The following is a 25,915-nucleotide window of genomic DNA, read 5'->3' as shown; positions in this document are numbered from 1 at the left end:
TTTTATCCAAAGAATAAGTATGCTATTGCGATGGCAGCGATGATGCCGGCCAGATCGGCCAACAGTCCGCAAGCCACAGCGTGACGTGTTTTTACAATGCCTACGCTACCAAAATATACTGCAAGAATATAGAATGTGGTATCGGTAGAGCCCTGGAAAATACAGCTCAGTCGGCCTACAAACGAGTCGGCACCATAGGTGGTCATCGCATCAACCATCATGCCACGGGCACCGCTGCCACTCAGCGGTTTCATCAGCGCAGTAGGCAGCGCGCCTACAAAATCGGTATTACCACCGCAGGCCTCTACACCATATTTCACGCCATCAATCAGCATGTCCATCGCACCTGAGGCACGGAACACACCGATGCCCACCAGAATGGCTACCAGGTAGGGGATGATACGTACAGCAGTAGTAAAGCCCTCTTTGGCACCCTCGATAAACGCATCGTACACATTAATCTTCTTGCGAACGCCTGCCAGTATAAAGGCGATGATAATCAGCATCAGCATAATGTTAGCGGCGCTGGTGCTCACTTTGTTCATCAATATCGAGTCCATCTGTCCGAAGCCCCAGATAACTGTGGCTACCACCAGAGCTGCACCGCCAAGGGTAAGCAGCATGGTTTTGTTGAGCAGATTTATCTTCTGGAAAAAGCTGGTAATGATGATGCCCGCCAACGTAGAGAAAAACGTGGCCAGCAGGATGGGTATAAAAATATCTGTGGGCTGTGCAGCACCCATCTGGGCGCGATACACCAGGATAGATATCGGTATGAGCGTAAGGCCGCTGGTGTTCAGAACCAGGAACATAATCATCGGGTTGCTGGCTGTATCCTTTTTCTGGTTCAGATCCTGCAACTGCTCCATCGCCTTAAGACCTAAAGGAGTGGCAGCATTGTCGAGACCTAACATGTTGGCGGCAATATTCATAAAAATGCTGCCCGTTACTGGATGGCCCTTGGGGATATCGGGGAACAGCTTGGTAAAAACAGGACTCAGCAACTTGGCCAGCACGTTTACCACGCCGCCCTTTTCGCCTATCTTCATAATACCCAGCCACAGCGACAATACGCCCGTGAGGCCTAACGATATTTCGAAGGCGGTTTTCGACGAAGAGAACGTTGAATCCATCATGGCTGGGAATACATCAAAATCTCCCCAGAACACCAGTTTTATCACAGCAATCACAAATGCGATGATAAAGAATCCTATCCAAATCCAATTAAGTACCATAACAGCGTGCAAAGATAAGATTTTTTTCCGATATAAACAAGCATTATAGCTAATAAATACAAAAGAGAGCATCTGCTCACGCAGACGCCCTCCCCAACATTTATTAAAGTCTTATTTTTAAATATAAAAAATCGAATTTACTTGTGGACGGCAATCTTAGTAACGGTCACATTTCGACCAATTAACTGCATTTTTTTCTGATTCCATCCAACATAATGTTCTCTCCAAGCAGAAACATTGCTATCAGATACCGTCTTTATATCGCGGAACTGGGTTCCTGCAGCAGAGGTATGACTCTTTCCGTCGGCATCAGACTGACCATCGCTACTTGAAACTTCACACAAAACGATACTGGTGTTTTCTGAACATACTCTCAAATAGTAATCAGTTGGATCCCATGAATTCTCTGGCGCATTTCGGGTGTATTCTATTTCAATCTTGGGTGAACCTACAAAATCATCATAATTGAAGTTACAATCAATGAATGCATTACCTGATGACAGATTGTATGGGCCAAATACAACGGAACCAGTCCAACTCAAAAGATTATTAGCTACTGGTGTCTCATCGGCTACCTTCTGGCTGTTGTCGTAAGTAAGGGCAAGTGCTGTGGCACCAGTTCCTTGAATGATAAGGCCGTTTTGCTTAAAGCGGTTTGCCGTGGTGGTGTTTAGTTTAAACTCCACATAACCATTCTTTGCATTGCCGCTAATGAGATTCTTGTTCCAACCTGTGTTGTTAAGTTCAAAAAGGCCCCAGGTATTATCTGTTGCCTTTATGGTATAGTCACTCTCGCTGGCAAAATAGAATCGGATAATGGTTCCGTTTCCAATTTCAGCTGAATTTAATACTTCTGTCGAAACTGCTACGTATCCTACCCAATTATCGAACTTGGTGCTACCTGTAACATCGCTCCACCATACGTGCTCGTTGGCAGCGTCGGCCAATGAGTAGCTATAGGTGGTAGTAGAGCTGCTGCTAAGCTCTTCGTAGCTTACTGTTCCGGTCTTATCGGTCTTCATGTCGTAAGCCACGCCATCCAGTGGATAAAGGTTGTCTTCAACACCAGTCGTGCTCCAAGGCTCAGCGCCACCGCTGACAAAAGTTTCAAAGCCTTTGTAAGCATCCTTGATATCTGTGCGCTCATAGGCCCAGCGGGTACCTACGGGCACGCAAATCTTATGAGGCGCCTCGCCCTTATATGCTGAAAGGCTATAGGCTACCTGCATGTAACGTACCATAATAACAATATTGTTGATATTAGCCTCGTCGGCCGATGCGAAGGTGATGCGCTCTGTCTTTCCGGCAAGGGCTTCAACGTGCGGAGTTGGTAAATCCTGGTCCAGTCGGCAGGTGTTTATCAGTACGTTGTCCTCAGCCGATGGGGTGAACATCTGGTGGATGGTGTTGCTAAGTACGTTAAACTTAATCATTAACTCGCCTCCTGCTGCCAGTGGTGTTACCTCGGCATAGTAGGTGTGGGCAGCATCGTCGGTATATGCCGATTCGTTACCATCGGCATCTCTAAGCACCTTGCATTCATCGATGATCTTTGCATCAAATACCAAATCGTTGTAGTCGTAATCCTTGTTGCTGGCCGAGCTACCTAAGTCCTCGCAGAATACCCACTTGTGCACCATTACCGTTTTCTTCTTATACACTTTGGTAACTTTATCGGTGCTGATGGTGCTGCCGTTGCCAGGAATAACCTTGACAATCCAGTCGTCGGCATATTCCAAATCTTTTTGCTCTTTATTTATCTTTCGTTTGCCATTATCGTCTTTCTCACCATACATACACATACCTACGTACCAGCCCTTACCTACGCCTGGCACATCGATTTCTGCGCACTTAAAATAGGTGAACTCTTCGTTCGACCAACTGCAATGATATTTGAAACTCAAGGCCGAGCTGTTTTCCATATATACCGTTTTCCATTGGGTTCCAGCATCGTTCGAGTTGAAATCGTTCAGATGTGTATAGTTGGTTCCATCGCCCACACTGAGGTAGTCGATAGTACCATTGTCATTATAATCTGCGCGATAGTAGTTGGATGTAGCTCCAGGGTGATTGTTCATGTAGTTTTGGTCGTAGGCTTCATACCATACTTTGTATGGCTTGTTAGCCTGGCCATATACATGCTGGACGTAGAAATTGCTGATGTTCAATCCTTTAGTAAATCCAGGATGGGTTTCAAACCATTCCTTTACATAGGCGCGCTCTGCGGCAGTAATGTCGGCTGGAGCATTAGCACTGGGATAGTTGGGCATGTCGGGTTTAATACAGGTTCCGCATGAATTATCGCCCACTCCACGTGTCATAGCTCTTGCTGCAGCTATGCTGGCATCGCTGAATCCCCAATCCTGTGTAGGACTGATTTTACCGTAGAATTTCTCAAAGTTCTCGGCAAATTGGGCTTTTTTCGCTTCCTCCAGGCTTCCGTAATTTTCCATGGTGTCATGGCAACTGGTCATAAACATATTGCTAACCAGAGCCAATACTCCTGCTATCAAATACTTCTTCATATTGTAGACTTTAATAAATTGTTACGTAACTGTTTCGATTTTCGGTGCAAAGTTACCATTTTTTTTTATTTCTTGTATCAGTATGATGGTTAAAATCTGTAAATATTACAGAAATATGCACTATTAATAGAGATATTTTTGTAATTTTGACCGCAAAAAGCGAAATATTTATGCGTAAAAGTCTGATAATTACACTGGTAGCTTCTGTTTATGTGTTACTTGGAATGACATCGTGCAACAAGGAAATGTACGACGAGAAGAAGTATCGTGAGCTTATACATTATAATTCGGCTGTGGATAGTGTTGACCAGCAGCACATGTGGCAACTGAGTGAAGTAAAAAGTTTACGTTTCGAGGTTCCTTCGGGCTCGAAATACACGCAGTTACATTTCTATACAGGTAATCCGCTGAAGAAAGATACTGTTGAGCTTATGAACCGTCTGGATGTGACGGAAGGTCAGAAAGGTATCCTATCGCTTAGCGTGCCTTATCTGCAGGATTCAATCTATGCGGCCTTAGTCGATGCTTCTGGGAATTATACCGTAACTTCCGTCCCCGCGTCGCAGGGTAATGTGAGCTTTGCCAGTGCTACTACGGGCAGACCTATGGCAATCATAAGAAATCAGAGTTACACCTATTTATTTGAGGAGAACTTCCCGGAACCCAGTAACGATTACGATTATAACGATGTGGTGCTGCGTATTGCCCTAGAGCGTACGGCGCGTAATCAGATTACTATTCATGTAACGCTTGCGGCTGTTGGTGCCGCCAAGCAGATTGCTGGCTGTTTGCGCCTGGATGGTTATGGTTATGGTGCAATTGATAGCGTATATACCATTTCGGGAAAGACGTTTAATGACGGTATTGCTAAAAACTCGTATTATTTCTACGACAAAACGGATAATCTGGTTGCAGGGCGCAATAACGAGGCTGTTATTAATCTCTTCTGCGATGCGCATCAGTCGATGATGTTCAAAGTCAGTGCCGGCAATGGAATCCTTGAGCGTAAAAAGTATAATGTGTCTAACCAGTCGAGCGAAACATACCAGATAACCGATGAGCCTATCGTTAGTTATGTGGTAACATTTAAGGAAGAATATGTATCATCGCTCAACTACTTTACACTCGATAATCTCGATCCTTTCATTCTTACCGAATATAATAGCGGTATTTTTGAAACCCATCTTGAGCGTTTCAAGGAGGCACAGGTCATCATGGACTATTTTGTGGATACTACATTTAAGGATCTGCCTTGGGCATTAATGGTGCCACAAAGTGATTTCCATTACCCCCTTGAAGGGCAGAGCATCGGTTATAGAAAAAGAACCGAGGACGGCATTGTGGCACTGATGGGCGCCTATACCGAACTCGGTCATTCTTTTGGTGAGTGGGCTGAAGACCATACGCGATTTTACGATTGGTATCTTCACCCAAATATCAAGATGACTTACTAATTCTTAGTCATCACTTTTCCTGATGGGAAGCTGTACCAGTCTTTGGCTTCGCTATGATCGGCTGAGGTTGCCCATGTCTTAAACTCATGGGTGCTGGTTGCGTAGGCTTTGGTAATCCTTTCGCGCTCCTCGGGATACTGCCAGTCGGTAGGTATCATGATACCACATGGGGCACCTGAAGTTGCTATGCCAATGTGATTGCCTTTGTCGTTACCGCCTTGAGGCACAATATTAAACTTTGCGTTCTGGAAGCTAAAGCCTGCTGGCTTGGTTATCGTAGTCTCTACAATATCAGCGCTGGTACTTCTGGCTTCGCCTGTGTTAACAAGTGTACCCTTGGCTACACCGAATGCGGCATGCACCTCGTTGGTTTCGCCACCGTCGCGCTTGTTCTTAAACATAATGGGCGTTTCGTCGTAATACAATTCGTTGTCGAACTCGCAGCCTGCTGCTACCAGCTTGACTATCAGCTGATTCTCGTTGTTGGGATCCTCGCTTACCTTCAGCACTACGTCGTTCATATCATAGTCGCCATAAATGGTGTTGTCTTCAAAAGCGTAGGTCCATACCTGAGATGTTACAGGTGGGGTGACAACGGTGGTTGATGAACTCCATGTTGCGCCACAACTGTTTTCATCAGATGTAGCATGCAGTTTGCTAAATGCTATTTCTTTCTTTCCTTCATTAAACTGAACTGTGGGCTGAACGCCAGAGTTACCGGCACCCAAATCGATAATGTTATTTACGGCAATGGTTATATTGCCGGTTGTCTGGAGGCTGTATTGGTGTCCTGCTACTGTTGTGTTGCCGCCCAGACGTACATAATTGTTCACGCCCGATGCCCTGAATCCTTGGAATGTACCATCGCCTTGAGCGCCCCAATTACTGCCGTTCTTTACATTGAATCCAGCATTTCCGCCCATATTTACAATAAAATTGTCGAAGTCGGCTGTATTGGTCTCTGTGTAACTGTCGTTCATCAGGTTTAACTCGCCATCGTACATGTGGGCGTTGCCTAATACAAGCAGCTGGCAATAATTATAGAAGGTGGCGTTTTTGGCACTTAATGTCATGGTGCCAGTGGTATAATGGCCATTGTTTATCCAGTAGATACCCGACTGCGTAACAAATGTGTCGTCGGTGATATTAACCTTACCGCTGTTGTAGAAGTGGCACGATGAGTTCAGGGTCATAGATGCTGCTGAGAGCTCTGCGTCATCGCCATAGTTGATAAAGTAAGATGTGTTAGCATCACCAGGCGAGTAACTCATTTTGCTGCTAATATTAAATTTGCCTTCGTTGTAAACAGTACTGAAGTTGCCAATGTCGTATTTTTCGCTGTTGGTGGCATTGATAGTTCCGCGGTTGTATATCTTGACGCCCTGATTGGCTGCAACACTGTTACGCTGGTCGTTCAGAGTTGCGCCTGCGGCTACAGAGATAGAACCTGCCTGCTCGCCATAATTGCTCTCTAAGGTTACATTTCCTTTAAGAATATACAGTTTAAAATGAGTGGCGCCATTGCGACGGATGGTTAGATCGCCATCTACGTTTACATAGACGTTGTAGGGGCGTGCAATTTCCTTTCCAGCAGCACTATCCCAGCCGGAATTCTGATAGCTGCCACCGAGCTCTACAGTGCCATTCCCTTTTTTGGTTATCTTAAGATTGTAACCTTCAACAATCTTATTGGCATAGATGGCATATAAATCCCCCATGGTGGTTTGACCATATTGTGTCTGGACTGTAGTTCCTTTATAAAGCGTTTCCAAATCAGCTACTTCGTCTGCATTAGCAGGGATGGCAGTGGGGAAAGCGGCTTTCAGCTCATCGTTACTAGGGAAATTGAATGCCTCGTAGTTATCTCCATTAACGGTAATGCTTCTTGTGCGAGCCTTGGATGCATCACTGAAATCGTAGGTGGCATTAATCTGACCATCCACAATATCTACATATTTAAATGTCATGTTTCCGTTGCTCTGCTTCAGACCTAAGGTAACGCCTTCCAAGTGCGAAGGGTATAAGATGTCGTTAATAACGGTTGTGGTGCTTGTAACCTCGCTGGTTGCAAGTGCCGATCCATAGCCTTCTGTCTGAGGGCTGTTTGAGAATACGTATAACGTGCAGTTGTTGTCGTTCAGACCTTTAATTGATATTGTAGCGGTAGCTTTTGATGTCATAACCCAATCCTGTCCTTCGGGAATGGCAAAGCCAAGTGTTTGCTCTGCGTTGTTAAGAGCCTGTTCTTCTCTCTCCTGCTCATAACTGTATTTTTCTATGCAGGATACCATTGCTAAACCTGTCGTCAGCAATGTGACTACATTCGATAGGCTTTTTCTCATATCTCTAATTTGAGTTAAAATAATGTGCAAATGAATTAATTCGGATGCAAAATTATGCAATTTATCTGTAATAACCAAGTGCTTTAGCGTTTTTTATCTACCTAAGGATTGTTTTTAACAATGACGCAGGTCTTTTTTGAACAAATCAGAACGGTTTTGAACAAATCAGAAAACGTTGTAACTGATTTGAACATAGGTGAAAAACAAAAGTACGCAATCGAAAGCAACATTCTGAAAGATTGTTTACCTTTGCACTCGCAAGTTTCAAAATATTATCGTATATTTGCACCCAGAAACCAAATTCATAATAACTAAAAAATATAAATTAAACAATGAAAATTTCGTTTCATAACATTTGTTTGGTTGTAATGGCTGTAGCTGCCATGTGTGGCTGCAGCCTTAATGCAACTGCCCAGCAGTTAAAGGCTGAAAACATTGATGAGATTGTAAAGGCAATGACTCTCGAAGAAAAGTGCCACATGGTACTGGGGCGCGGCATGCATTTTAACGATGAGGCCAAATTCCCTGGTACAGCCGGTAGTACATTCTCGGTGGCTCGTTTGGGTATCCCCGAAACCTATTGTGCCGACTCTCAGCAAGGCTTGCGTATGAATGCCACTCGTGCCTGGGATCATAACGATTACTATCCTACGGATTTTGTGGCTTCGATGACGTTGGCCTCTACCTGGGACCGCGAGGCTGCCTTTAAGGTTGGTCAGGGCATCGGTAACGAGGTGCGCGAGTTCGGGCTCGACTGGATTCTGTCGCCTGCCATGAATCTTATCCGTAACCCATTGTGTGGGCGCAACCATGAGTATTACTCTGAGGATCCTTATCTCTCAGGAACCATCGCTGCTGGCTATGTACGTGGCGTGCAGAGCGAGGGTACTGCAGCATGCCCGAAGCACTTTGTGGCTAACAACCAGGAAACAAACCGCAATAACAATATCTCTCAGGTGTCGCAGCGTGCGCTCCGTGAGATTTATCTCAAGGCTTTTGAAATAATGGTTAAGGAGAGCAATCCTTGGACTATTATGACCTCTTATAATAAGCTGAATGGTCCATACGCCGTACAGAACCGTGAACTGCTTACTACCATCGTTCGCGACGAATGGGGCTGGAAGGGTATGTTTGTAAGCGACTGGAATGCTGGCGACGATGCCGTAGCTGCTATGCTGGCTGGTAACGATATGCTGCAGCCTGGTCAGGACAAGCAGTATCAGGCTATCCTTGAGGCTGCTAAGAGTGGAAAACTGCCTATGGAGGTGCTCGATGCCAACGTTAAGCGCATTCTGGAATATGTGATAAAGACCCATAACTTCAAAGGTTACAAGTATAACAATGAACCCGATCTGAAAGCGCATGCCCAGACGGTTCGCCAGGTAGGTGCCGATGGTATCGTACTGCTTAAGAATAGTGGCATACTCCCATTAACAGGCAAGCGCGTGGCTTTGTTCGGTTGCACATCTTATAATTGGATTTCGGGTGGTTCTGGTTTTGGTGGCACCTCTGTAGGTCACTATACCGTATCGCTTGTTGAGGGTATGCGCTCAGCTGGCTACGAAGTTTATAAGCCACTGATTCGTACTTACACCCAGCATATTGCTGCCGAGGAAAAGCGTTTGTTCCCCAATGGTCGTCCACCATTCTCACTCATGCCACCTGCACGTGCCGATGAGAAGCAGTTTACTGCCGATGAGCTCAATGCTGCTATCGAAGGTTCGGATGTGGCCATTATCTCTTTGGGGCGTAAAAGTGGTGAGGCTGCCGATCGCAGCGAAGCCGACTTCTACTTGAAAGAGGGCGAGGCCAAGCTTATTAAGGCTGTAAGCGAGGCTTATCATGCCAAGGGTAAGCAGGTGCTTGTACTGCTGGATATCTGTAGTCCTATCGATGTAGCTTCTTGGCAGAATCAGATTGATGCTCTGGTTTGCACCTGGCAGGGCGGTCAGGAGAGTGGATTTGCTGTGGCCGATGTGCTGAGTGGCAAGGTGAACCCCAGCGGCAAGCTGCCTATGACTTTCCAGATAAAATATGGCGATGCTTATGCCGATAAGAACTTCCCCAGCAATGTTGATGATAAAACTTTAGGAGCTATGTTTATGTGGGGTTATAATAAGGATCAGGCTCCTAAGGAGCGCAAGCCTCAGGCCAATATCGACTTTACCAACTACGAAGAGGATATCTACGTAGGCTATCGTTACTTTGATAGCTTTGGTAAGCCTGTGGCTTATCCCTTCGGCTTCGGACTGAGTTACACCACCTTTGCTTATGAGAATATGAGCGTGAGCGAAGCTAATGGCGTTTACACCGTTAAGGTTGATGTAAAGAACACCGGTAAGAAGGCTGGACGCAATGTGGTGGAGCTCTTTGTGGCTGCGCCAAACAACAAGAAACTGAACAAACCTGAAAAGGAACTGCGCAACTATGCTAAGACAAGTTTGCTGCAGCCTGGACAGACAGAGACTGTTACCATGCTGGTAAAGGTAGAGGACTTAGCATCGTTCAACGAGAAAGCTTCTGCTTGGAAAACCGATGCTGGTCGCTACAACTTCCTGATTTGTTCATCGGCCAACGATATTGAGGCTAAAGCATCTGCAAATGTAAAGGCTTGGACTAAGAAAGTAAACAATGTGATGAAACCTAATGTAAAACTTAACTTGTTAAAGCGATAATGAAACATTTCTTTTCAATAATGACGCTGACATTCTGCGCTGTGCCTATGATGGCACAGTGGCAGATGCAGCCAACACCTAACGATACACTACAACCTGTTCGCAACTTGGGTAATGGCAATGTGGCTTTCAGTATTTATGCTCCTAACGCAAAGCAGGTTGGCTTTGGCGGTGATGCCATGCCTTGGGGCAAACCCTTGCAGTTTACTAAGGCCGATAATGGTGTTTGGACGGCAGTTGTGAGTGATTTGAAGGATGGCGTTTATCGCTATAATTTTACCGTCGATGGTGTGAAAGTGCAGGATCCTAAAGGCGCACTCTCTGCAGAGACTTCGGCTTTGGCTAATATTGGTGATGGCAAGCAGTTCTACGATATGCGTGCCGATATCCCTCATGGTGCCATTGCCCAGCGCTATTATTATAGTAAGGTATTAAAAACTTTGCGCCGACTGCATGTATGGACACCTGCTGGTTATGAAAAGAGTGCCGAAAAACTGCCTGTGCTTTATCTGATACATGGCGGTGGCGATAACGATGCCTCGTGGCCTGGTGTAGGCTGTGCTGGTAATATCCTCGACAATCTGATGGCCGAGGGTAAGATGAAGCCTATGGTGGTAGTGATGCCCAACGGCTCTATCCCTGTAAAGAACATGATGGACGAGGTGCCCTTGTTTGAGCAGGATCTTGTAGGTAGTATCATTCCTTATATTGAAGATAACTATCGTGTAGTTGCTGATAAGGCCCACCGTGCGATGGCTGGTCTGTCGATGGGTGGTATGGAAACGATGGAGACCATTCTTAACGACAACGATAAGTTCGCATATTTCTGGGTGCTGAGTGCAGGATGGTTCCCTGCCCAGAAGGAGCAGTTTGAGGGTTATCGCCAGCGTCTTAATAAGGCAGCCGATGGAATCAGGAAAAACGTGTGCCAGCTTGTATTTACACAGGGTGATCCTGAGGATATCGCCTACCAGAATGGTTTGGCCACACTTAAACTTTTCGATGCTGCCAACGTCAAATACGAGTACTACACCGCTCCTGGCGGTCATACTTGGTACACTTGGCGCAAAAACTTACACCAATTAGCACAACGTATTTTTAAATAGCATTATAACAATCGTATGAACAAAAAAATCATGACTTTAGCGCTAGCAGCCATGTGCTGTGTTGGCGCTCAGGCACAGGAGAAACTCTTCAACAGTGCCAGTGTTCAATCACCCGTTGTAAACAAAGACGGAACCGTAACATTCAATCTCTTTGCCCCTAAAGCCGTAAAGGTTGAGGTGACTGGCGACTTCCTGCCAACTCAGCAGATCGACATTCCTGGCTATGGCAAGTACGATGCCCCAGGTGTTGCTGAACTGAAAGAGGGTAAGAATGGCGTGTGGAGCTTTACCACCGATAAGCTGGCTCCTGAGATGTACAGCTATACCTTTAATATCGATGGTATGACTGGTGTGAAGGATCCTGCTAATATCTACGTAAATCGCGACATCGTATCGTTTACAAATATCTTTATTGTAAGCGACCAGAAGGGCGATAAAGGCGATTTGTATAAGGTAAACGAGGTGCCTCACGGAAACCTGAGCAAGGTTTGGTACAACAGTCCAACGCTGAAGATGCAGCGTCGTATGACTATCTATACCCCTGCTGGTTATGATAAGGGTGGTAAGTATCCTGTGCTGTATCTGTTGCATGGTGCAGGTGGCGATGAGAATGCCTGGAGCGAGCTCGGTCGTGCTGCACAGATTCTCGATAACCTGATTGCTACAGGTAAGGCTAAGCCTATGATTGTAGTTATGCCAAATGGTAATCCCAACTGTCAGGCTGCTCCTGGAGAGTGGTCATGGGGTATGTACACTCCAGGCTTCCGCGACGGAGGTACTGGTCCTACAGCTCCTGCTGCAGCATCAATCCCCGAGAGCTTTATGGATATCGTAAACTATGTTGATGCCAACTATCGCACTCTGAAGGATCGTTCTCACCGTGCTATCTGTGGCTTGTTGATGGGCGGTGGTCACACTTTCCACGTAAGTCTGCTCTATCCTAACAAGTTCGATTACTTCGGTCTTTTCTCTGCAGGTTTGCACTTGGAGAATGGTACATACGAGGTTTCGTTTGCCAAGCAGATTGAGAATAGTAAAACCTTTGCACAGCAGAGTGCTAAGCTGTTCGGTAGCAAGCCAAAACTCTACTGGATGGGTATGGGTAAGACTGATTTCCTGTATCAGAGCACAGTCGACCTGCGTAACTACTGGGATAGCAAGGGCTACAAGTATGAGTATGTAGAGACCGATGGTGGTCACATCTGGCGCAACTGGCGTATTTATCTCACCATGTTCGCCCAGAAGATTTTCAAGTAATAGCAAAAAGAACCCTCGCCATCGGTGAGGGTTCTTCTTTATTTCTTATGCTTATCTATTTTTCGAAGTACAAAGTTAAAGGCCTCTAAACCAACCAGTACTAAAACGGTGGATGCTATGGAGAGTACATACATACCGCCTCCGCAGGCCAGACCGATGGCAGCTGTTACCCACAAACCTGCTGCGGTGGTTAAACCACGAACCACATTCTCGCTTTTATGGAAGATAATGGTGCCGGCGCCGATAAAACCTATACCCGATACAACCTGGGCGGCTACACGCGATACATCCCAACGGTGTTCGGGCGTATTCATAACGCCGTCGAATCCGTAAGCTGATACTATCATAAACACTGCCGAGCCTAATGCCACTAAGAAGTGGGTGCGCAAACCTGCCTCTTTGGCTCGGTATTCGCGTTCCAGTCCGATAGCGCCTCCAAGGAGTGCGGCTACGAATATACGTAATATAAACTCCCAAGTCATGTCCATAACTATATCTTTTTACGATAACAACGATGTCGTCTGTGAATAGTGGTATCCAGATACTGCCACTGCGAGAGTACACCCTCGTTGGTCTCCATCTGTGGACCTGTTTCTGCCCATTTAAAGCCATAGCGCTGGAACTGGCGAATCAGGTCGTCGAAAATCAGGGCGTTGGCACCTTTGCCACGATACTCGGGTAGTACACCTATCAGTAACAGGTCGACGGTATCGGTGTTATGCCATTTCAGTGTTTTCAGCAATTCCCACCAACCAAAAGGCAGGAATCGGCCATCGCGAGTGCGCTGGAGGGTACGTGAGAACGAGGGGAAGGTTACACCAAATCCCACCATTTTATCGCCGTCCATAATTCCTGTAACCAGGTTCAGGTCGGCAATCTTAATGTAATCGTTCACCAGTTTGTCTATCTGGTGTTGTGAAAGTTCCGAGAATCCGTACAAATCCTTGTAGGTTGCATTCAGCAGATGGAATACCTCGCGGCCCCAGCCATCGCTTACCAGTTCCTTGCGGGTAAACTTGTGCACCCTCAAGCCATAGCGCTTACGTACCATTTCGGTAATTTTGGCAAACTTGGCAGGCACTACTTCAGGTACTTTTACCTTGCATTCTACATAGTCGTTGTCCTTAACGAATCCCCCCTTCTGCTCCATGTGCTGAGGATAGTAGGGGTAGTTGTAATTAATGTACATGGTAGATAACTGGTCGAATCCATCAACAAGCATGCCCTCGCGGTCGGTATCGATAAAGCCTAACGGACCGGCAATCTCTGTCATGCTTTTTGCTTTGCCCCAGTCTTCTACAGCTTTCAGGAGCGCTGTACTCACTTCGGGGTCGTCGATAAAGTCGAACCAACCGAAGCGTACCTGTCGGCACCCCCAGCGCTCATTGGCGCGATGGTTAATGATGGCAGCCACGCGTCCTGCAATCTCTCCATTCTTGTATGCTAAGAAATATTCTGCTTCACAGCATTCAAACGAAGGGTTCTTATCGCGGCGAAGCGTTGACATCTCATCTGAAAAGAGATAGGGCACAGCACTGTCGCATCCCCTGTACAGGTCGTAATAGAACTGTACGAACTGCTTAAGCTCACGCTTAGTTTCAACCCTTTTTATCTTTATCATAGGTGCAAAAGTAATATAAAAAAACGAAACTCGCAAACATTTATGAAGTTTTTTATAGGGCTTCTATGTAATCGTAGAGCTTCTTATAGAATGGATGACGAGTCAGTGTCGAAGCATCTCCAAGTATGATTAGTTTCATTCGGGCACGGGTGATGGCTACATTCATACGGCGCAAATCGCGCAAGAAACCTATCTGCCCCTGGTCGTTGGCACGTACCAGTGAAATCATAATGATGTCGCGTTCCTGCCCTTGGAATCCATCTACGGTATTTATGCTGATAAGACTTTTGAAAGGCTTGAAGAATTCGCGCTTTTTCAGTTGTTGGCGCAGATACTGTACTTGGGCGCGATAGGGTGAAATAACACCCACGTCTATGCGCTCTTCAAGTATGCGTTCCTTGCCAATCTTTTCAAAATACTGTTGCAAGGCCAGCATGGTTAATTCTGCCTCAGCCTTATTGATACGTCCGAAAGTTTCGCCCACAAACTCTTCTTTGAAAGTGATGCCGCTCTCCTCGGGGAAATCAAATTGTGAGGTGTCTATCCAGGTCATCGGTATATCCAGGTCCAGAATGCTGCGGTATTTAACATCTGGTGCACTTTCCACCTGGTTGTTGTAAAACCAGTCGCTCGAGAATCGCATAATCTCTTCGTTCATGCGGTATTGCATTTTCAGCAGCGTTACCACTTCAGGCTTGTTCTCAGCAATGCGCTCCATCAGCGTTTTTCCTAATCCTGCCTTTAAGGCTTCGTAGCATTTAACGGTGGGTGGCAGCTGACAGTGGTCGCCAGCCAGTATCACTCTCGATACACGTCGCATGGGTATCCAGCAGGCGGCTTCGAGCGCTTGGGCTGCTTCGTCAATAAATAAAGTGCCGAACTTCTGACCATCAAGCACTTTATTGGCCGAGCCTACCAAGGTGCAGGCAATCACACGCGCTTCGCTGAACAGATCGTTCTTGATACGCATTTCCAGTTCGGTGGCACGCTCTTTCAGACGCTCCACCTTTTGGTGAAATTTCTGGTCGCCTCTTTTGCGATTGGCTCGAACCTCACGTATGGCTTTTCTTAATGCCCACAACATCTCATAGTCGGGATGGGCTTCAAAGCGGCGCTCGTAGGTAAACGATAGCATCTTGTCGTTCACGCGGGTAGGGTTGCCTATTCTCAGGACGTTTACGCCACGGTCGACTAATTTCTCTGATATCCAGTCAACTGCCATGTTGCTTTGAGCACACACCAATACTTGGCTTTCGCGCATCAACGTTTCGTAGATGGCTTCAACTAGTGTGGTTGTCTTGCCGGTTCCTGGAGGTCCGTGCACAATGGCTACATCCTTGGCTCTCAGCACCTTGTTGACAGCATCCTCCTGTGTGGCATTCAGATACGAGAAGTGTAGTGCACTAAAGTTGAATGTCTCAGCCTTCTGTCTGTTATAAAACAGGTCGCGTAGATAGCCTAATCGTCCTTTGGCGCTCATCACTCTGTCAAGTGCATCAAACATCATCTTATAGCTGGTCTCGTCGAAGAAGAGTTGTACACCTAACTTTTCGGCACTCTGTATCTCCACTAGTCCCATGCCATCGGGCACAGCTACAACCATTCTGTTGCCGTCTACATAGCTCACACTGGCTGTCATCTTATAATAGCTGATTTTCCCCTCGGCATCCACACTGAAGAAAACTACGGGCTTGCCATATTCAAAATTATGTTCAATCTCCTCGTCGGTTTGTCTTAAAACCTCTATAACGCGTTGGTTCAGCGAGTTGTAATAGGTTTTGCTAACGGTGAGCGGAAACCATACGTCACCACGTTTTATCTTCCGCTGCAGCCCCATTTGTTCTGTCTGCTGGCGGAATTCTTCTTTCTCGGCCTCATACTCCATCTGTAGCAGTTGCCGTTGTTTCTGTAGTGCCAATATCGGCGAATCAAGTTGTTTTTCCATAAACGTGTGCAAAGTTAGCAAAAAAATAGGAAAGTATTATCGACTTATCTTAAAAAAATAGTAACTTTGCAGCCGAAATGAAACAGATATTGCTTATTAACGATGTTGTGGGCTATGGAAAGGTTGGCATGGGAGCCATGCTGCCTATCCTCTCTTACTTAGGCATCCCTACGTATAGCTTGCCTACAGCCCTTGTGTCTAATACACTCGACTACGGAAAGTTTAATATCCAGGATACCACCGATTATATCCGTGGCACTCTGCCTGTGTGGAAGGAGCTTGGCTTTGGGTTTGATGCCATCTGTACAGGCCTGATGTTCAGCGATGAGCAGGCCAAACTGGTGGCTGGTTACTGCAAGGAGCAGGGCGAACAGGGTACTACGGTATTCGTTGACCCGATTCTGGGTGATGGCGGACGACTGTATAATGGCATGACGGAACGTCAGGTGGAGCTGATGCGCGAGATGGTGTCGGTAGCACATCTCTGTTTTCCTAACTATACCGAGGCCTGCTACCTGACCAATACACCAATCAAAATGGAAGGTATTAGCTGGGAAGAGGCTGGCGATTTGTTGGACGAGCTGCGTAAGATAGGTACCAAGTCGGCTCTGATAACAAGTTGTAAGGTCGATGGACGCAATGCGGTGGTGGGTTATAATCACTACGACGATAGCTACTTTCACCTGGAGTATCATGAGATTCCTGGTTTGTTCCATGGCACTGGCGATATCTTCTCAGCGGTATTGATTGGTCATCTGCTGAATGGCGAGAGTCTGAAGACGAGTACCCGTACAGCAATGGATACCGTATTCCGTATGATTGAGCGCTATAAGGATACCGATGATAAGAATCGTGGTATTCCAGTAGAGAAATGTCTCGATCTCTTATGATCATCCACCCTCTTCATACTAACATCCCCAAGCCAGAACGGTTCACTTGGCCTTTCTGTTACGAACCTCATCCGCTATGTCTGTTGGCATGCGACGAGGTGAAGCAGGAGATTGAAAGAATAAGTCCGAAGGAAGGTAAGATGTTTGGGGTGCTGGTTGTGGAAGTTGACAACGGCCTAAGTTTCCTGGCAGCGTATTCTGGGCTGTTGGAAGGACGTAACGATTGGGACTATTTCGTGCCGCCCGTTTTTGATGCCCAGCAGCCTGATGGCTATTTCAAGCAGAAAGAGCGCGAAATATCTGCACTTAACCAAACCCCGTCACCTGAAACCCAAAGCCTACACAAAGAGATGTCGCAGAACTTACAATTATGGCTGTTCCAACAATATAGGATATTAAATTCCAATGGCGAAATAAAGGATTTGGTGGAGATATGGCGCGACTATCACCAGAACCCCAAAATACAAAAGAAATTTCCCTTACCACCAGGTGGCACTGGTGATTGCTGTGCACCAAAACTGTTGCAGTATGCTTATCTGCAACATCTAAAACCGGTATGTATGGCTGAATTCTGGTGGGGACCTTCGCCTAAAAGCGAGGTGCGATACCATGGTGAGTTTTATCCTGCTTGCAGAGGTAAATGTAAACCTGTGCTTACTTGGATGTTGCAAGGCTTGGAAGTTGATCCTGACCCGGAAACCTCGGGTTTCTTGCATCAAGGCATCGAAGTAATTTATGAGGACGAGACGATTGCGGCTGTTTATAAGCCCTCGGGTATGCTGAGTGTACCGGGGAAGACTGATGATTATTCGGTGGCTACATGGGCAAAGGAACGATGGGCAGCATCGATGTTGCCTCACCGTTTGGATTTGATGACCTCTGGCATTATGTTGGTAGCCAAAACAACCGAGGCTTATCACCATTTGCAGGATCAGTTTGCGGCCCGTACTATTAAGAAGAAATACTTAGCTGTTGTTGAGGGCGAAGTACAGCAGGCTCATGGTGTTATCGACTTGCCGTTGAGTAGCGATCCGATGAATCGACCTTGTCAGATAGTTGATTATGAGCACGGCAAACGTGCCATCACTGAATATCGTGTGTTAGACCATCAGCTATCACCCATTACTCATCATTCAATAACCCTTCTCGCCCTCTATCCTCATACAGGTCGTACTCACCAACTCCGAATGCATTGTGCACACCAGGAAGGGTTAGGACACCCGATTCTAGGTGACGAACTTTATGGTCATAAGGCCGACCGACTATATCTTCAGGCCGAATCGATAGCTTTTGTACATCCAACTACAGGTAAGCGTTTGCATCTTTTTTGCCCGAAAGACAAAAAAATATGGCCGATTTGATGGATGTTTGCAGATAATTAGCTATTTTTGCAGCCAAATTAAAAAAATAAATGTATGAAATCGATAAAAATAATATGTTTATGCATGCTAAGTTTTTTTACACTTGGCGTGTGTGCTCAGGCGGATAGCCGCGTGGGTAATATCAGCGGTATCCTATACCAGCTGACGTTCAATGTGCCAGAGAATCCGCAGGCAAAAGTAACGGGAAAGGCTACAATTACCTTCGATATCAGAACCAAGCAGGATGTGGTACTCGATTTTCAGGGAACACCTGGAAATGTGATTGTATATAAAGCCAACAAAGGAAAAGGTAAGCAGGCTAGTGTAAAGGTTCAGAATAATCAGATTATTATTCCAGGAAAACTGTTTAAGCCAGGTACTAATAAGGTGTCACTCGACTTCACCAGCCAGGACAAAGCTTTTGTTCGTAGTGGTAGCGTGCTGTATACTCAGGTGCAGGCTGACGAAGGTCGTGCCCTATTTCCTTGTTTCGATATAGAGGGCTTGCGTGCTCAGTATCAGACTACCATCAATGCTCCTGCTGGCTGGAAAGCCATTACTGTTGATATCTCAGAGAAGATGTCACCATCGAACTATGCTTTTGCGGTTGGTAAATTCAACGAGAAGTCGTCTACAGTAGATGGTCGTACATTACGTGTGTTCTACACAGAAACCGATCCCGCTAAGGTGGCCCAGATAGATGATGTATTTAAAGAGGTTAATAAGGCAATGAAGTGGATGGAGGGGTACACAGGTATTGCTAACCCTTACGATAAAGAAGGAGTGGTTTATATCCTGCCCAGTTTCCAGCTGGGTGGCCTGGAGCGTCGTGGTGCTGTGGCTTTGAGCGAGAAGACCATCTTCTTAGGCAAGAAACCTTCGAAAGAGGAGCTAATGAAGCGTACCGAATTGATTGCTCACGAAACGTCTCATGTATGGTTCGGCAATATTACTGCTATCGACGAGCCTTGGGCTAAGGAGGTGCTGGCTAATTTTATGGCTTCAAAGATAACAAGCAGTCAGTATAAGAAGAATGAGTTTGAGATAAACTTCATGAATACCTATATGCGCAATGCGATGAATCTGGATAGAACCGAGGTTTCTCATCCCATTGCTGGTGAGTATGGCGATCCGCATGATCCCGTATGGATGTACGACCATATCAATTACTGCAAAGCACCTGTGATGATGCGTATGCTTGAAGACGAGATGGGGGCCGAGGCCATGCAGAAAGGTCTGCAGCAGTGCATCAAGGAGCACTATCTGGGGCATATCAGCTGGAACCAGATTGTTGAAACACTCGACAAGCAGGCTCCTGCTGCAGGTGTACGTCAGTTCTGCGATGTATGGGTAAATCAGAAAGGTATGCCAATTATCACAACCTCTTTTAAGAATGGTGATGTAATTGTATCGCAGACCGATCCTTATGGACGTGGGTTGTGCTGGCGCCAGAAGTTTGAACTGAAGGTGATTGGTAACTTGGGACAGGCACATACCATCAAGGTTGACATGCAGCAGCCTACCATGACCTTCAAACAGAAGGGTGGTGCAGCTCCAGGCTATATTATACCTAACCAGGATGGTCGCGGTTACGGTCGATTTACACTCGATGATAATTACGTGAAGATTCTGCCTATGCGCCTCATTACTACACGTAACGATCTGCATCGCTATACCTTGCTGAATCTGATTCACGATAATTATCTGCAGGGCAAGTTGCCACCATCACACTTTGGTGAGCTGTTCCGTTTCTTGGGCCGTGAGAAGAATCCGATGATTATGGAGACGGCCATCGACCAGATGCACAAGATTGCCTCTGACTTGACCACGCAGCAGCGTTATACACTCGAGTTGGTTATTATGGACCTGTTGGGTGAGAATAAAACTAAGGAGTGCCGTCAGTTGGTATGGCGTAAGCTGGGTACCAGTGCTATCTCGCCCGAGGTGCTGAATAAGTTGCAGACCATTCTGGATCGCCATAACGAGAGTGTATTGGATGAGCACGACTATATGGAGATTGCCTACCGCTTGGCCATTACCCGTCCAGATCGTCGTCAGCAGATTCTGGAAAAGGAACGTGCCCGACTCTCTACTGATGAGTTGCGTCAGGAGTTCGATTTCGTGAGTCGTGCTACCGATCCCATTGCCAACAATCGTGTAGAAGTGTTTAAGAGTCTGCTGAAACCCGAGAACCGTCAAAACGAGGCATGGGTACTGAAAACTCTGCGTTTGTTGAACTCGGATGTGTATGAGCCACAGAGCAATGTTTATATTGTTGAGGGCTTGAAAGCCCTTCCTGAGATACAGAAAACCACCAGCCTGTCATTCCCAAGTCGCTGGACCAGAACGCTGATAGCATCACATAAGAGTGCTGAGGCTAAGACTGAGGTTCAGAAGTTCTTGGATAGCTCAACCGGCTTCCCAGCCAATCTGAAGAACTACGTATATGAGTCGGCTTGGGTGTTGATGAATCAGATTCCATACGTGGATAAGGCAGTAAAGACAGCGCCTGTTTCGGCTAATAAGACTGCCACTAAGAAAAGAAAGTAATAATCAAAAGAGCCTCTCCTGATTGAATGGAGGGGCTTTTAATTTAAGTTTTAGGTAAATATATTTGTGATTTCAAATTAAAAATAGTACCTTTGCACGCAAATTAAAATATATATAAAATAAGTAAGGTATGATACGCTTCTTTCAGACCCCACAGAAATCGGTGATCGCCACGGAGGTTGATCACGTACTGAGTGAACAGGAAATCAAGGAATTAAACTGGCTCTATGGCGATGCCACGCTATTAGATGCGGAGCAGCTTGAGGGCTACTATGTTGGTCCACGCCGCGAGATGGTAACACCATGGAGTACAAATGCCGTTGAGATTACACAGAATATGGGCCTCAGCGGCATTTCTCGTATAGAGGAATATTTTGCCGTAGACTCTAAGGATGCCGAGCATGACGAGATGTTGCAGCGTATGTATAATGGCCTGAACCAGGACATTTTTACTATTAACATCAAGCCTGAGCCAATTAAGTATGTGGATAATCTGGAGGAATATAACGAGCAGGAAGGTCTGGCTCTTAGTCCAGAGGAGATTGAATATCTGCACGGACTGGAGAAGAAGAACGGACGTCCATTGACCGATTCTGAGATCTTTGGTTTTGCACAGATCAACTCTGAGCACTGCCGTCATAAGATCTTTGGTGGTACATTCATCATCGATGGCAAGGAGATGGAATCTAGCCTCTTTGCAATGATTAAGAAGACTACTCAGGAGAATCCTAACAAGATTCTTTCGGCTTATAAGGATAATGTAGCTTTTGCACAGGGTCCTGTGGTTGAGCAGTTCGCTCCAAAGGATCAGAGCACAAGCGACTACTTCCAGGTAAAAGATATCGAGAGTGTTATATCGCTGAAGGCTGAGACACACAACTTCCCTACAACAGTAGAGCCTTTCAACGGTGCTGCTACTGGTACTGGTGGTGAAATCCGCGACCGTATGGGTGGCGGTGTTGGTTCATGGCCTATCGCTGGTACAGCTGTTTATATGACTGCTTATCCACGTTTGACCGACGATGACAAGCTGACTCGCGACTGGGAGGATATTCTTCCCGTTCGTCAGTGGTTGTATCAGACACCAGAGCAGATTCTGATTAAGGCCTCTAATGGTGCTTCTGACTTCGGAAATAAGTTCGGTCAGCCACTGATCTGTGGTTCTGTACTCACCTTCGAGCACCAGGAGCCAAACGATACCAAGTATGCTTACGATAAGGTTATCATGCTGGCTGGTGGTGTTGGTTATGGTACAAAGCGTGACTGCCTGAAGAAAGAACCTCAGAAGGGTAACAAGGTGGTAGTAGTAGGTGGTGATAACTACCGTATCGGTCTTGGTGGTGGCTCTGTATCATCAGTTGATACTGGTCGCTACAGCAATGGTATCGAGTTGAACGCTGTTCAGCGTGCTAACCCTGAGATGCAGAAGCGTGCCTACAACCTGGTTCGTGCTCTCTGTGAGGAGGATGTGAACCCCGTTGTTTCAATTCACGACCATGGTTCAGCCGGTCACCTCAACTGTCTCTCTGAGCTTGTTGAGGAGTGCGGTGGTGAGATTGATATGACTAAACTGCCTATTGGCGACAAGACTCTGAGTTCTAAGGAGATCATTGCTAACGAGAGTCAGGAGCGTATGGGACTGCTCATCGACGAGAAGCATATCGAACATGTACGTAAGATTGCTGAGCGCGAGCGTGCTCCACTGTATGTAGTAGGTGAAACTACTGGCGATGCTCACTTCTCGTTCAAGCAGGGCGATGGTGTGAAGCCATTCGATTTGGATGTGGCTCAGATGTTTGGTCACTCGCCAAAGACTATTATGAAGGATAATACTGTAGAACGCCACTATGCTGACGTAACCTACAGTCAGGATAAGATTAACGAGTATCTCGACCGCGTGCTTCAGCTGGAGGCTGTGGCTTGTAAGGACTGGTTGACTAACAAGGTTGACCGTTCAGTTACAGGTAAGATTGCACGTCAGCAGTGTCAGGGTGAGATTCAGTTGCCTCTGAGCGATTGTGGTGTTGTAGCCCTCGACTATCGTGGTGTTAAGGGTATCGCCACAGCACTTGGTCATGCACCTCAGGCTGGTCTGGCTGATCCTGCTGCAGGTTCAGTACTCTCTGTAGCTGAGGCTCTCACTAACATTGTTTGGGCTCCATTGGCCGAGGGTATGGATTCACTCTCACTCTCAGCTAACTGGATGTGGCCTTGCCGTTCTCAGGTGGGTGAGGATGCCCGCTTGTATGCTGGTGTTAAGGCTCTGAGCGATTTCTGCTGCGACCTGCACATCAACGTACCAACAGGTAAGGACTCGCTGTCACTCTCTCAGCAGTATCCTAATGGCGAGAAGATCATCTCTCCAGGAACAGTGATTGTATCAGCTGGTGGTGAGGTTTCTGACATTAAGAAAGTTGTATCGCCTGTATTGGTTAACGATAAGAATGCATCACTCTATCATATCGACTTCTCGTTCGACGAGCAGCGCCTTGGTGGTTCGGCCTTTGCCCAGAGCTTAGGTAAGGTAGGCGACGATGTTCCTACAGTTAAGAATGCCGAGTATTTTGCCGATGCCTTCATGGCCGTTCAGGAGATGATTAATCGTGGTTGGATTATGGCTGGTCACGATATCTCAGCCGGTGGTTTGATTACCACTCTGCTCGAGATGTGCTTTGCCAACACTAAGGGTGGTATGCATATCAACCTGCACGACATTTGTGCCGATGGCGATGTCGTTAAGACTCTCTTCGCTGAGAACCCAGGTGTTGTAATCGAGGTAAGCGATGACTACAAGCAGGAGTTCAAGGACTTCATGGAGGAGCAGGGCGTTGGTTATGCTAAGATTGGTTATCCTGTTGAGGATGTCCGCACCATCGTTGTGAAGGCTGGTGATGTAGAGCAGACATTCGACATCGATGCTCTCCGTGATACATGGTATAAGACTTCTTATTTGCTCGATCGCAAGCAGAGCTTCAATGGCAAGGCTGCTGAGCGCTTCGCTAACTATAAGAATCAGCCTATCGAGATGCAGTTTAACAAAGACTTCACTGGTAAGTTGGCTCAGTATGGAATCTCTGCCGATCGTCGTCAGGCTTCTGGCATCAAGGCTGCCATCATCCGTGAAAAGGGTACCAACGGTGAGCGTGAGATGGCTTACTGCCTGTATCTGGCTGGTTTTGATGTAAAGGATGTGATGATGACCGACTTGATTTCTGGTCGCGAGACACTCGAGGATATCAATATGATTGTGTTCTGTGGCGGTTTCTCTAACTCCGACGTACTTGGTTCGGCTAAGGGTTGGGCTGGTGCTTTCCTCTTCAATCCTAAGGCTAAGGAGGCTCTCGATAAGTTCTATGCTCGCGAGGACACTCTGTCGCTGGGTATCTGTAACGGTTGTCAGTTGATGGTAGAACTCGGTCTCACAGGTGCTAAGGGTGCTAAGATGCTGCACAACGACTCTCATAAGTTCGAGAGTGAGTTCATCAGCCTGAGCATTCCTCAGAACAACAGCGTGATGTTCGGCTCATTGAGTGGCAACAAACTCGGTTTGTGGGTAGCTCATGGCGAGGGTAAGTTCTCACTGCCCGAGGCTGAGAGCGCTTACAATGTGATTGCTAAGTACAACTATGCTGGCTATCCCGCTAATCCTAACGGATCCGACTATAATGTAGCTGGTATCTGCTCAGCCGATGGTCGTCATCTCTGCATGATGCCTCACTTAGAGCGAGCCGTATTCCCATGGCAGAATGCCTGGTATCCTGCCGATCGTCGTCAGGACGAGGTTACTCCATGGATTGAGGCCTTCGTCAATGCACGTAAATGGGTGGAGGCTCACAAGTAATGAATATATATTGGGATTCTTTTAAGACCTTCTTTCACATTGGCATATTCACCCTTGGCGGTGGATATGCCATGATACCTTTGATAGAGGAAGAAGTTGTGAACAAGAAGAAGTGGGTAACCAAGGACGATATGCTAGATTTGATAGCTATCGCCCAGAGTTGTCCTGGCGTGTTTGCCATCAACATCGCGACCTTTATTGGTTATAAGCTGCGCAAAACACGTGGTGCCATCTGTACCACGCTTGGAACGGCTTTGCCTTCGTTCCTGATTATTCTGGCGATTGCCATGTTCTTCAGCCAGTTTAAGGATAATAAGGTGGTGGCAGCTATGTTCCGTGGTATCCGTCCGGCAGTGGTGGCTTTGATTGCTGTGCCTACTTTCCGTTTAGGCCAGCGTGCCAAACTTAACAGGTACACCATTTGGATTCCCATCGCCTGCGCCCTGGCTATCTGGGCTTTAGGTGTTTCTCCTATTTATATTATTATGATAGCTGCTGTTGGAGGCTATATTTATGGTAGGTTATGATTTTCGTTAGTTTATTTATCACATTTTTTGAGATAGGTCTTTTTGGCTTTGGTGGAGGTTATGGTATGCTTTCACTCATTCAGCACGAAACGGTCGAGGCGCATCATTGGCTCTCAACATCAGAATTTACCGATATCGTAGCCATCTCTCAGATGACGCCTGGTCCTATCGGCATCAACTCGGCCACTTACTGTGGTTATACCGCCATCCATAATGCGGGTTATGGCCATCTGGTGTCTATTCTGGGTTCTGCTACAGCTACCTTTGCCTTGGTGTTGCCATCGCTTATCCTGATGATACTTATCAGCAAGATGTTTATGAAGTACATGAACACCCCGCTGGTACAGTCGATTTTTACTGGTTTGCGCCCAGCTGTTGTAGGTCTGTTGGCTGCTGCCACCCTGTTGCTTTGTAACACCGAGAACTTCTCTACACCTATCGAGAATCCCTGGCAGTTTGGTATCAGTTGCGCCCTTTTTGTAGCTACCGCTTTTGGTACAGGCTATCTTAAAATCAATCCCATCCGCATGATCTGCTATGCTGCGTTTGCGGGGTTATTGCTGCTGTACTGATATTTTTTTTGATA

Annotated in this window: 16 protein-coding genes; 10 read left to right on the top strand and 6 right to left on the bottom strand. The window is 46.5% G+C overall.

Translation table 11 applies throughout. The features are described from left to right. Nucleotides 1–2 precede the first annotated feature (2 nt). Together BLU97_RS01410 and BLU97_RS01405 are read right to left on the bottom strand one after the other, a co-directional pair. A complete protein-coding gene (locus BLU97_RS01410) occupies nt 3–1,235 on the bottom strand; it encodes a nucleoside recognition domain-containing protein (protein ID WP_074759914.1) in 1,233 nt (410 codons plus the stop codon). A gap of 137 nt (nt 1,236–1,372) precedes the next feature. Next, nucleotides 1,373–3,760: a hypothetical protein gene (locus tag BLU97_RS01405; RefSeq protein WP_139208685.1), complete on the bottom strand. Its 2,388-nt coding sequence runs from the start codon at nt 3,758–3,760 to the stop codon at nt 1,373–1,375. Nucleotides 3,761–3,930: 170 nt separating this feature from the next. On the opposite strand from BLU97_RS01405, the gene BLU97_RS01400 reads away from it, so the two are divergent. Beyond that, a complete protein-coding gene (locus BLU97_RS01400; protein WP_074759912.1) occupies nt 3,931–5,214 on the top strand; it encodes an LruC domain-containing protein in 1,284 nt (427 codons plus the stop codon). Here BLU97_RS01400 and BLU97_RS01395 read toward each other — a convergent pair. Continuing rightward, nucleotides 5,211–7,556 carry a DUF4842 domain-containing protein gene (locus tag BLU97_RS01395; RefSeq protein ID WP_081352809.1) on the bottom strand — a complete coding sequence of 782 codons (2,346 nt, stop codon included), beginning with the start codon at nt 7,554–7,556 and terminating at the stop codon, nt 5,211–5,213. The genes BLU97_RS01400 and BLU97_RS01395 overlap by 4 nt on opposite strands. A 332-nt stretch (nt 7,557–7,888) precedes the next feature. On the opposite strand from BLU97_RS01395, the gene BLU97_RS01390 reads away from it, so the two are divergent. From BLU97_RS01390 to BLU97_RS01380, 3 genes are read left to right on the top strand one after another with little or no spacing between them, the layout of a single operon-like run. Next, nucleotides 7,889–10,231: a beta-glucosidase gene (locus tag BLU97_RS01390; RefSeq protein ID WP_081352808.1), complete on the top strand. Its 2,343-nt coding sequence runs from the start codon at nt 7,889–7,891 to the stop codon at nt 10,229–10,231. Further along, on the top strand, nt 10,231–11,337 hold the full coding sequence (locus BLU97_RS01385) for an alpha/beta hydrolase (protein ID WP_074759909.1): 1,107 nt from the start codon (nt 10,231–10,233) through the stop codon (nt 11,335–11,337). Before BLU97_RS01390 ends, BLU97_RS01385 begins: the two co-directional genes overlap by 1 nt. Nucleotides 11,338–11,352: 15 nt before the next feature. Further along, nucleotides 11,353–12,594 carry an esterase gene (locus BLU97_RS01380; protein ID WP_074759908.1) on the top strand — a complete coding sequence of 414 codons (1,242 nt, stop codon included), beginning with the start codon at nt 11,353–11,355 and terminating at the stop codon, nt 12,592–12,594. A gap of 38 nt (nt 12,595–12,632) precedes the next feature. Here BLU97_RS01380 and BLU97_RS01375 read toward each other — a convergent pair whose 3' ends face one another. Genes BLU97_RS01375 through BLU97_RS01365 form a run of 3 tightly spaced genes read right to left on the bottom strand, consistent with a single transcriptional unit; the run spans nt 12,633 to nt 16,160 of the window. Further along, a complete protein-coding gene (locus BLU97_RS01375; RefSeq protein WP_013064315.1) occupies nt 12,633–13,082 on the bottom strand; it encodes an MgtC/SapB family protein in 450 nt (149 codons plus the stop codon). 2 nt (nt 13,083–13,084) lie between these two features. Beyond that, entirely contained in the window at nt 13,085–14,215 is a 1,131-nt protein-coding gene (locus tag BLU97_RS01370) for an N-acetyltransferase (protein WP_074759907.1), read from the bottom strand. Nucleotides 14,216–14,267: 52 nt separating this feature from the next. Then, entirely contained in the window at nt 14,268–16,160 is a 1,893-nt protein-coding gene (locus BLU97_RS01365) for an AAA domain-containing protein (RefSeq protein ID WP_074759906.1), read from the bottom strand. A gap of 77 nt (nt 16,161–16,237) precedes the next feature. Here BLU97_RS01365 and BLU97_RS01360 point away from each other — a divergent pair, with 77 nt between their 5' ends. From BLU97_RS01360 to BLU97_RS01335, 6 genes are all read left to right on the top strand, one after another. Then, nucleotides 16,238–17,050, top strand: coding sequence for a bifunctional hydroxymethylpyrimidine kinase/phosphomethylpyrimidine kinase (locus BLU97_RS01360; RefSeq protein WP_013064698.1), 813 nt, complete (start codon nt 16,238–16,240; stop codon nt 17,048–17,050). Further along, on the top strand, nt 17,032–18,411 hold the full coding sequence (locus BLU97_RS01355) for an RluA family pseudouridine synthase (RefSeq protein WP_074759905.1): 1,380 nt from the start codon (nt 17,032–17,034) through the stop codon (nt 18,409–18,411). The genes BLU97_RS01360 and BLU97_RS01355 overlap by 19 nt, the downstream gene beginning before the upstream one ends. A gap of 84 nt (nt 18,412–18,495) precedes the next feature. Beyond that, nucleotides 18,496–20,961 carry a M1 family aminopeptidase gene (locus tag BLU97_RS01350; protein ID WP_175456277.1) on the top strand — a complete coding sequence of 822 codons (2,466 nt, stop codon included), beginning with the start codon at nt 18,496–18,498 and terminating at the stop codon, nt 20,959–20,961. A 130-nt stretch (nt 20,962–21,091) separates the two neighbouring features. After that, on the top strand, nt 21,092–24,802 hold the full coding sequence (gene purL / locus BLU97_RS01345; protein WP_074759903.1) for a phosphoribosylformylglycinamidine synthase: 3,711 nt from the start codon (nt 21,092–21,094) through the stop codon (nt 24,800–24,802). After that, nucleotides 24,802–25,329: a chromate transporter gene (locus BLU97_RS01340; RefSeq protein ID WP_074759902.1), complete on the top strand. Its 528-nt coding sequence runs from the start codon at nt 24,802–24,804 to the stop codon at nt 25,327–25,329. Before purL ends, BLU97_RS01340 begins: the two co-directional genes overlap by 1 nt. Beyond that, nucleotides 25,326–25,901, top strand: a complete 576-nt coding sequence (locus tag BLU97_RS01335; RefSeq protein WP_028906765.1) for a chromate transporter — start codon at nt 25,326–25,328, stop codon at nt 25,899–25,901. The genes BLU97_RS01340 and BLU97_RS01335 overlap by 4 nt, the downstream gene beginning before the upstream one ends. Nucleotides 25,902–25,915 lie beyond the last annotated feature (14 nt).

The sequence above is a fragment of the Xylanibacter ruminicola genome (genome assembly GCF_900107775.1).
In the GTDB taxonomy this organism is placed as follows: Bacteria; Bacteroidota; Bacteroidia; order Bacteroidales; family Bacteroidaceae; genus Prevotella; species Prevotella ruminicola_C.
Note: the sequence above shows the minus strand (reverse complement) of the source record. Positions and strands in the feature narration are given on the sequence as shown.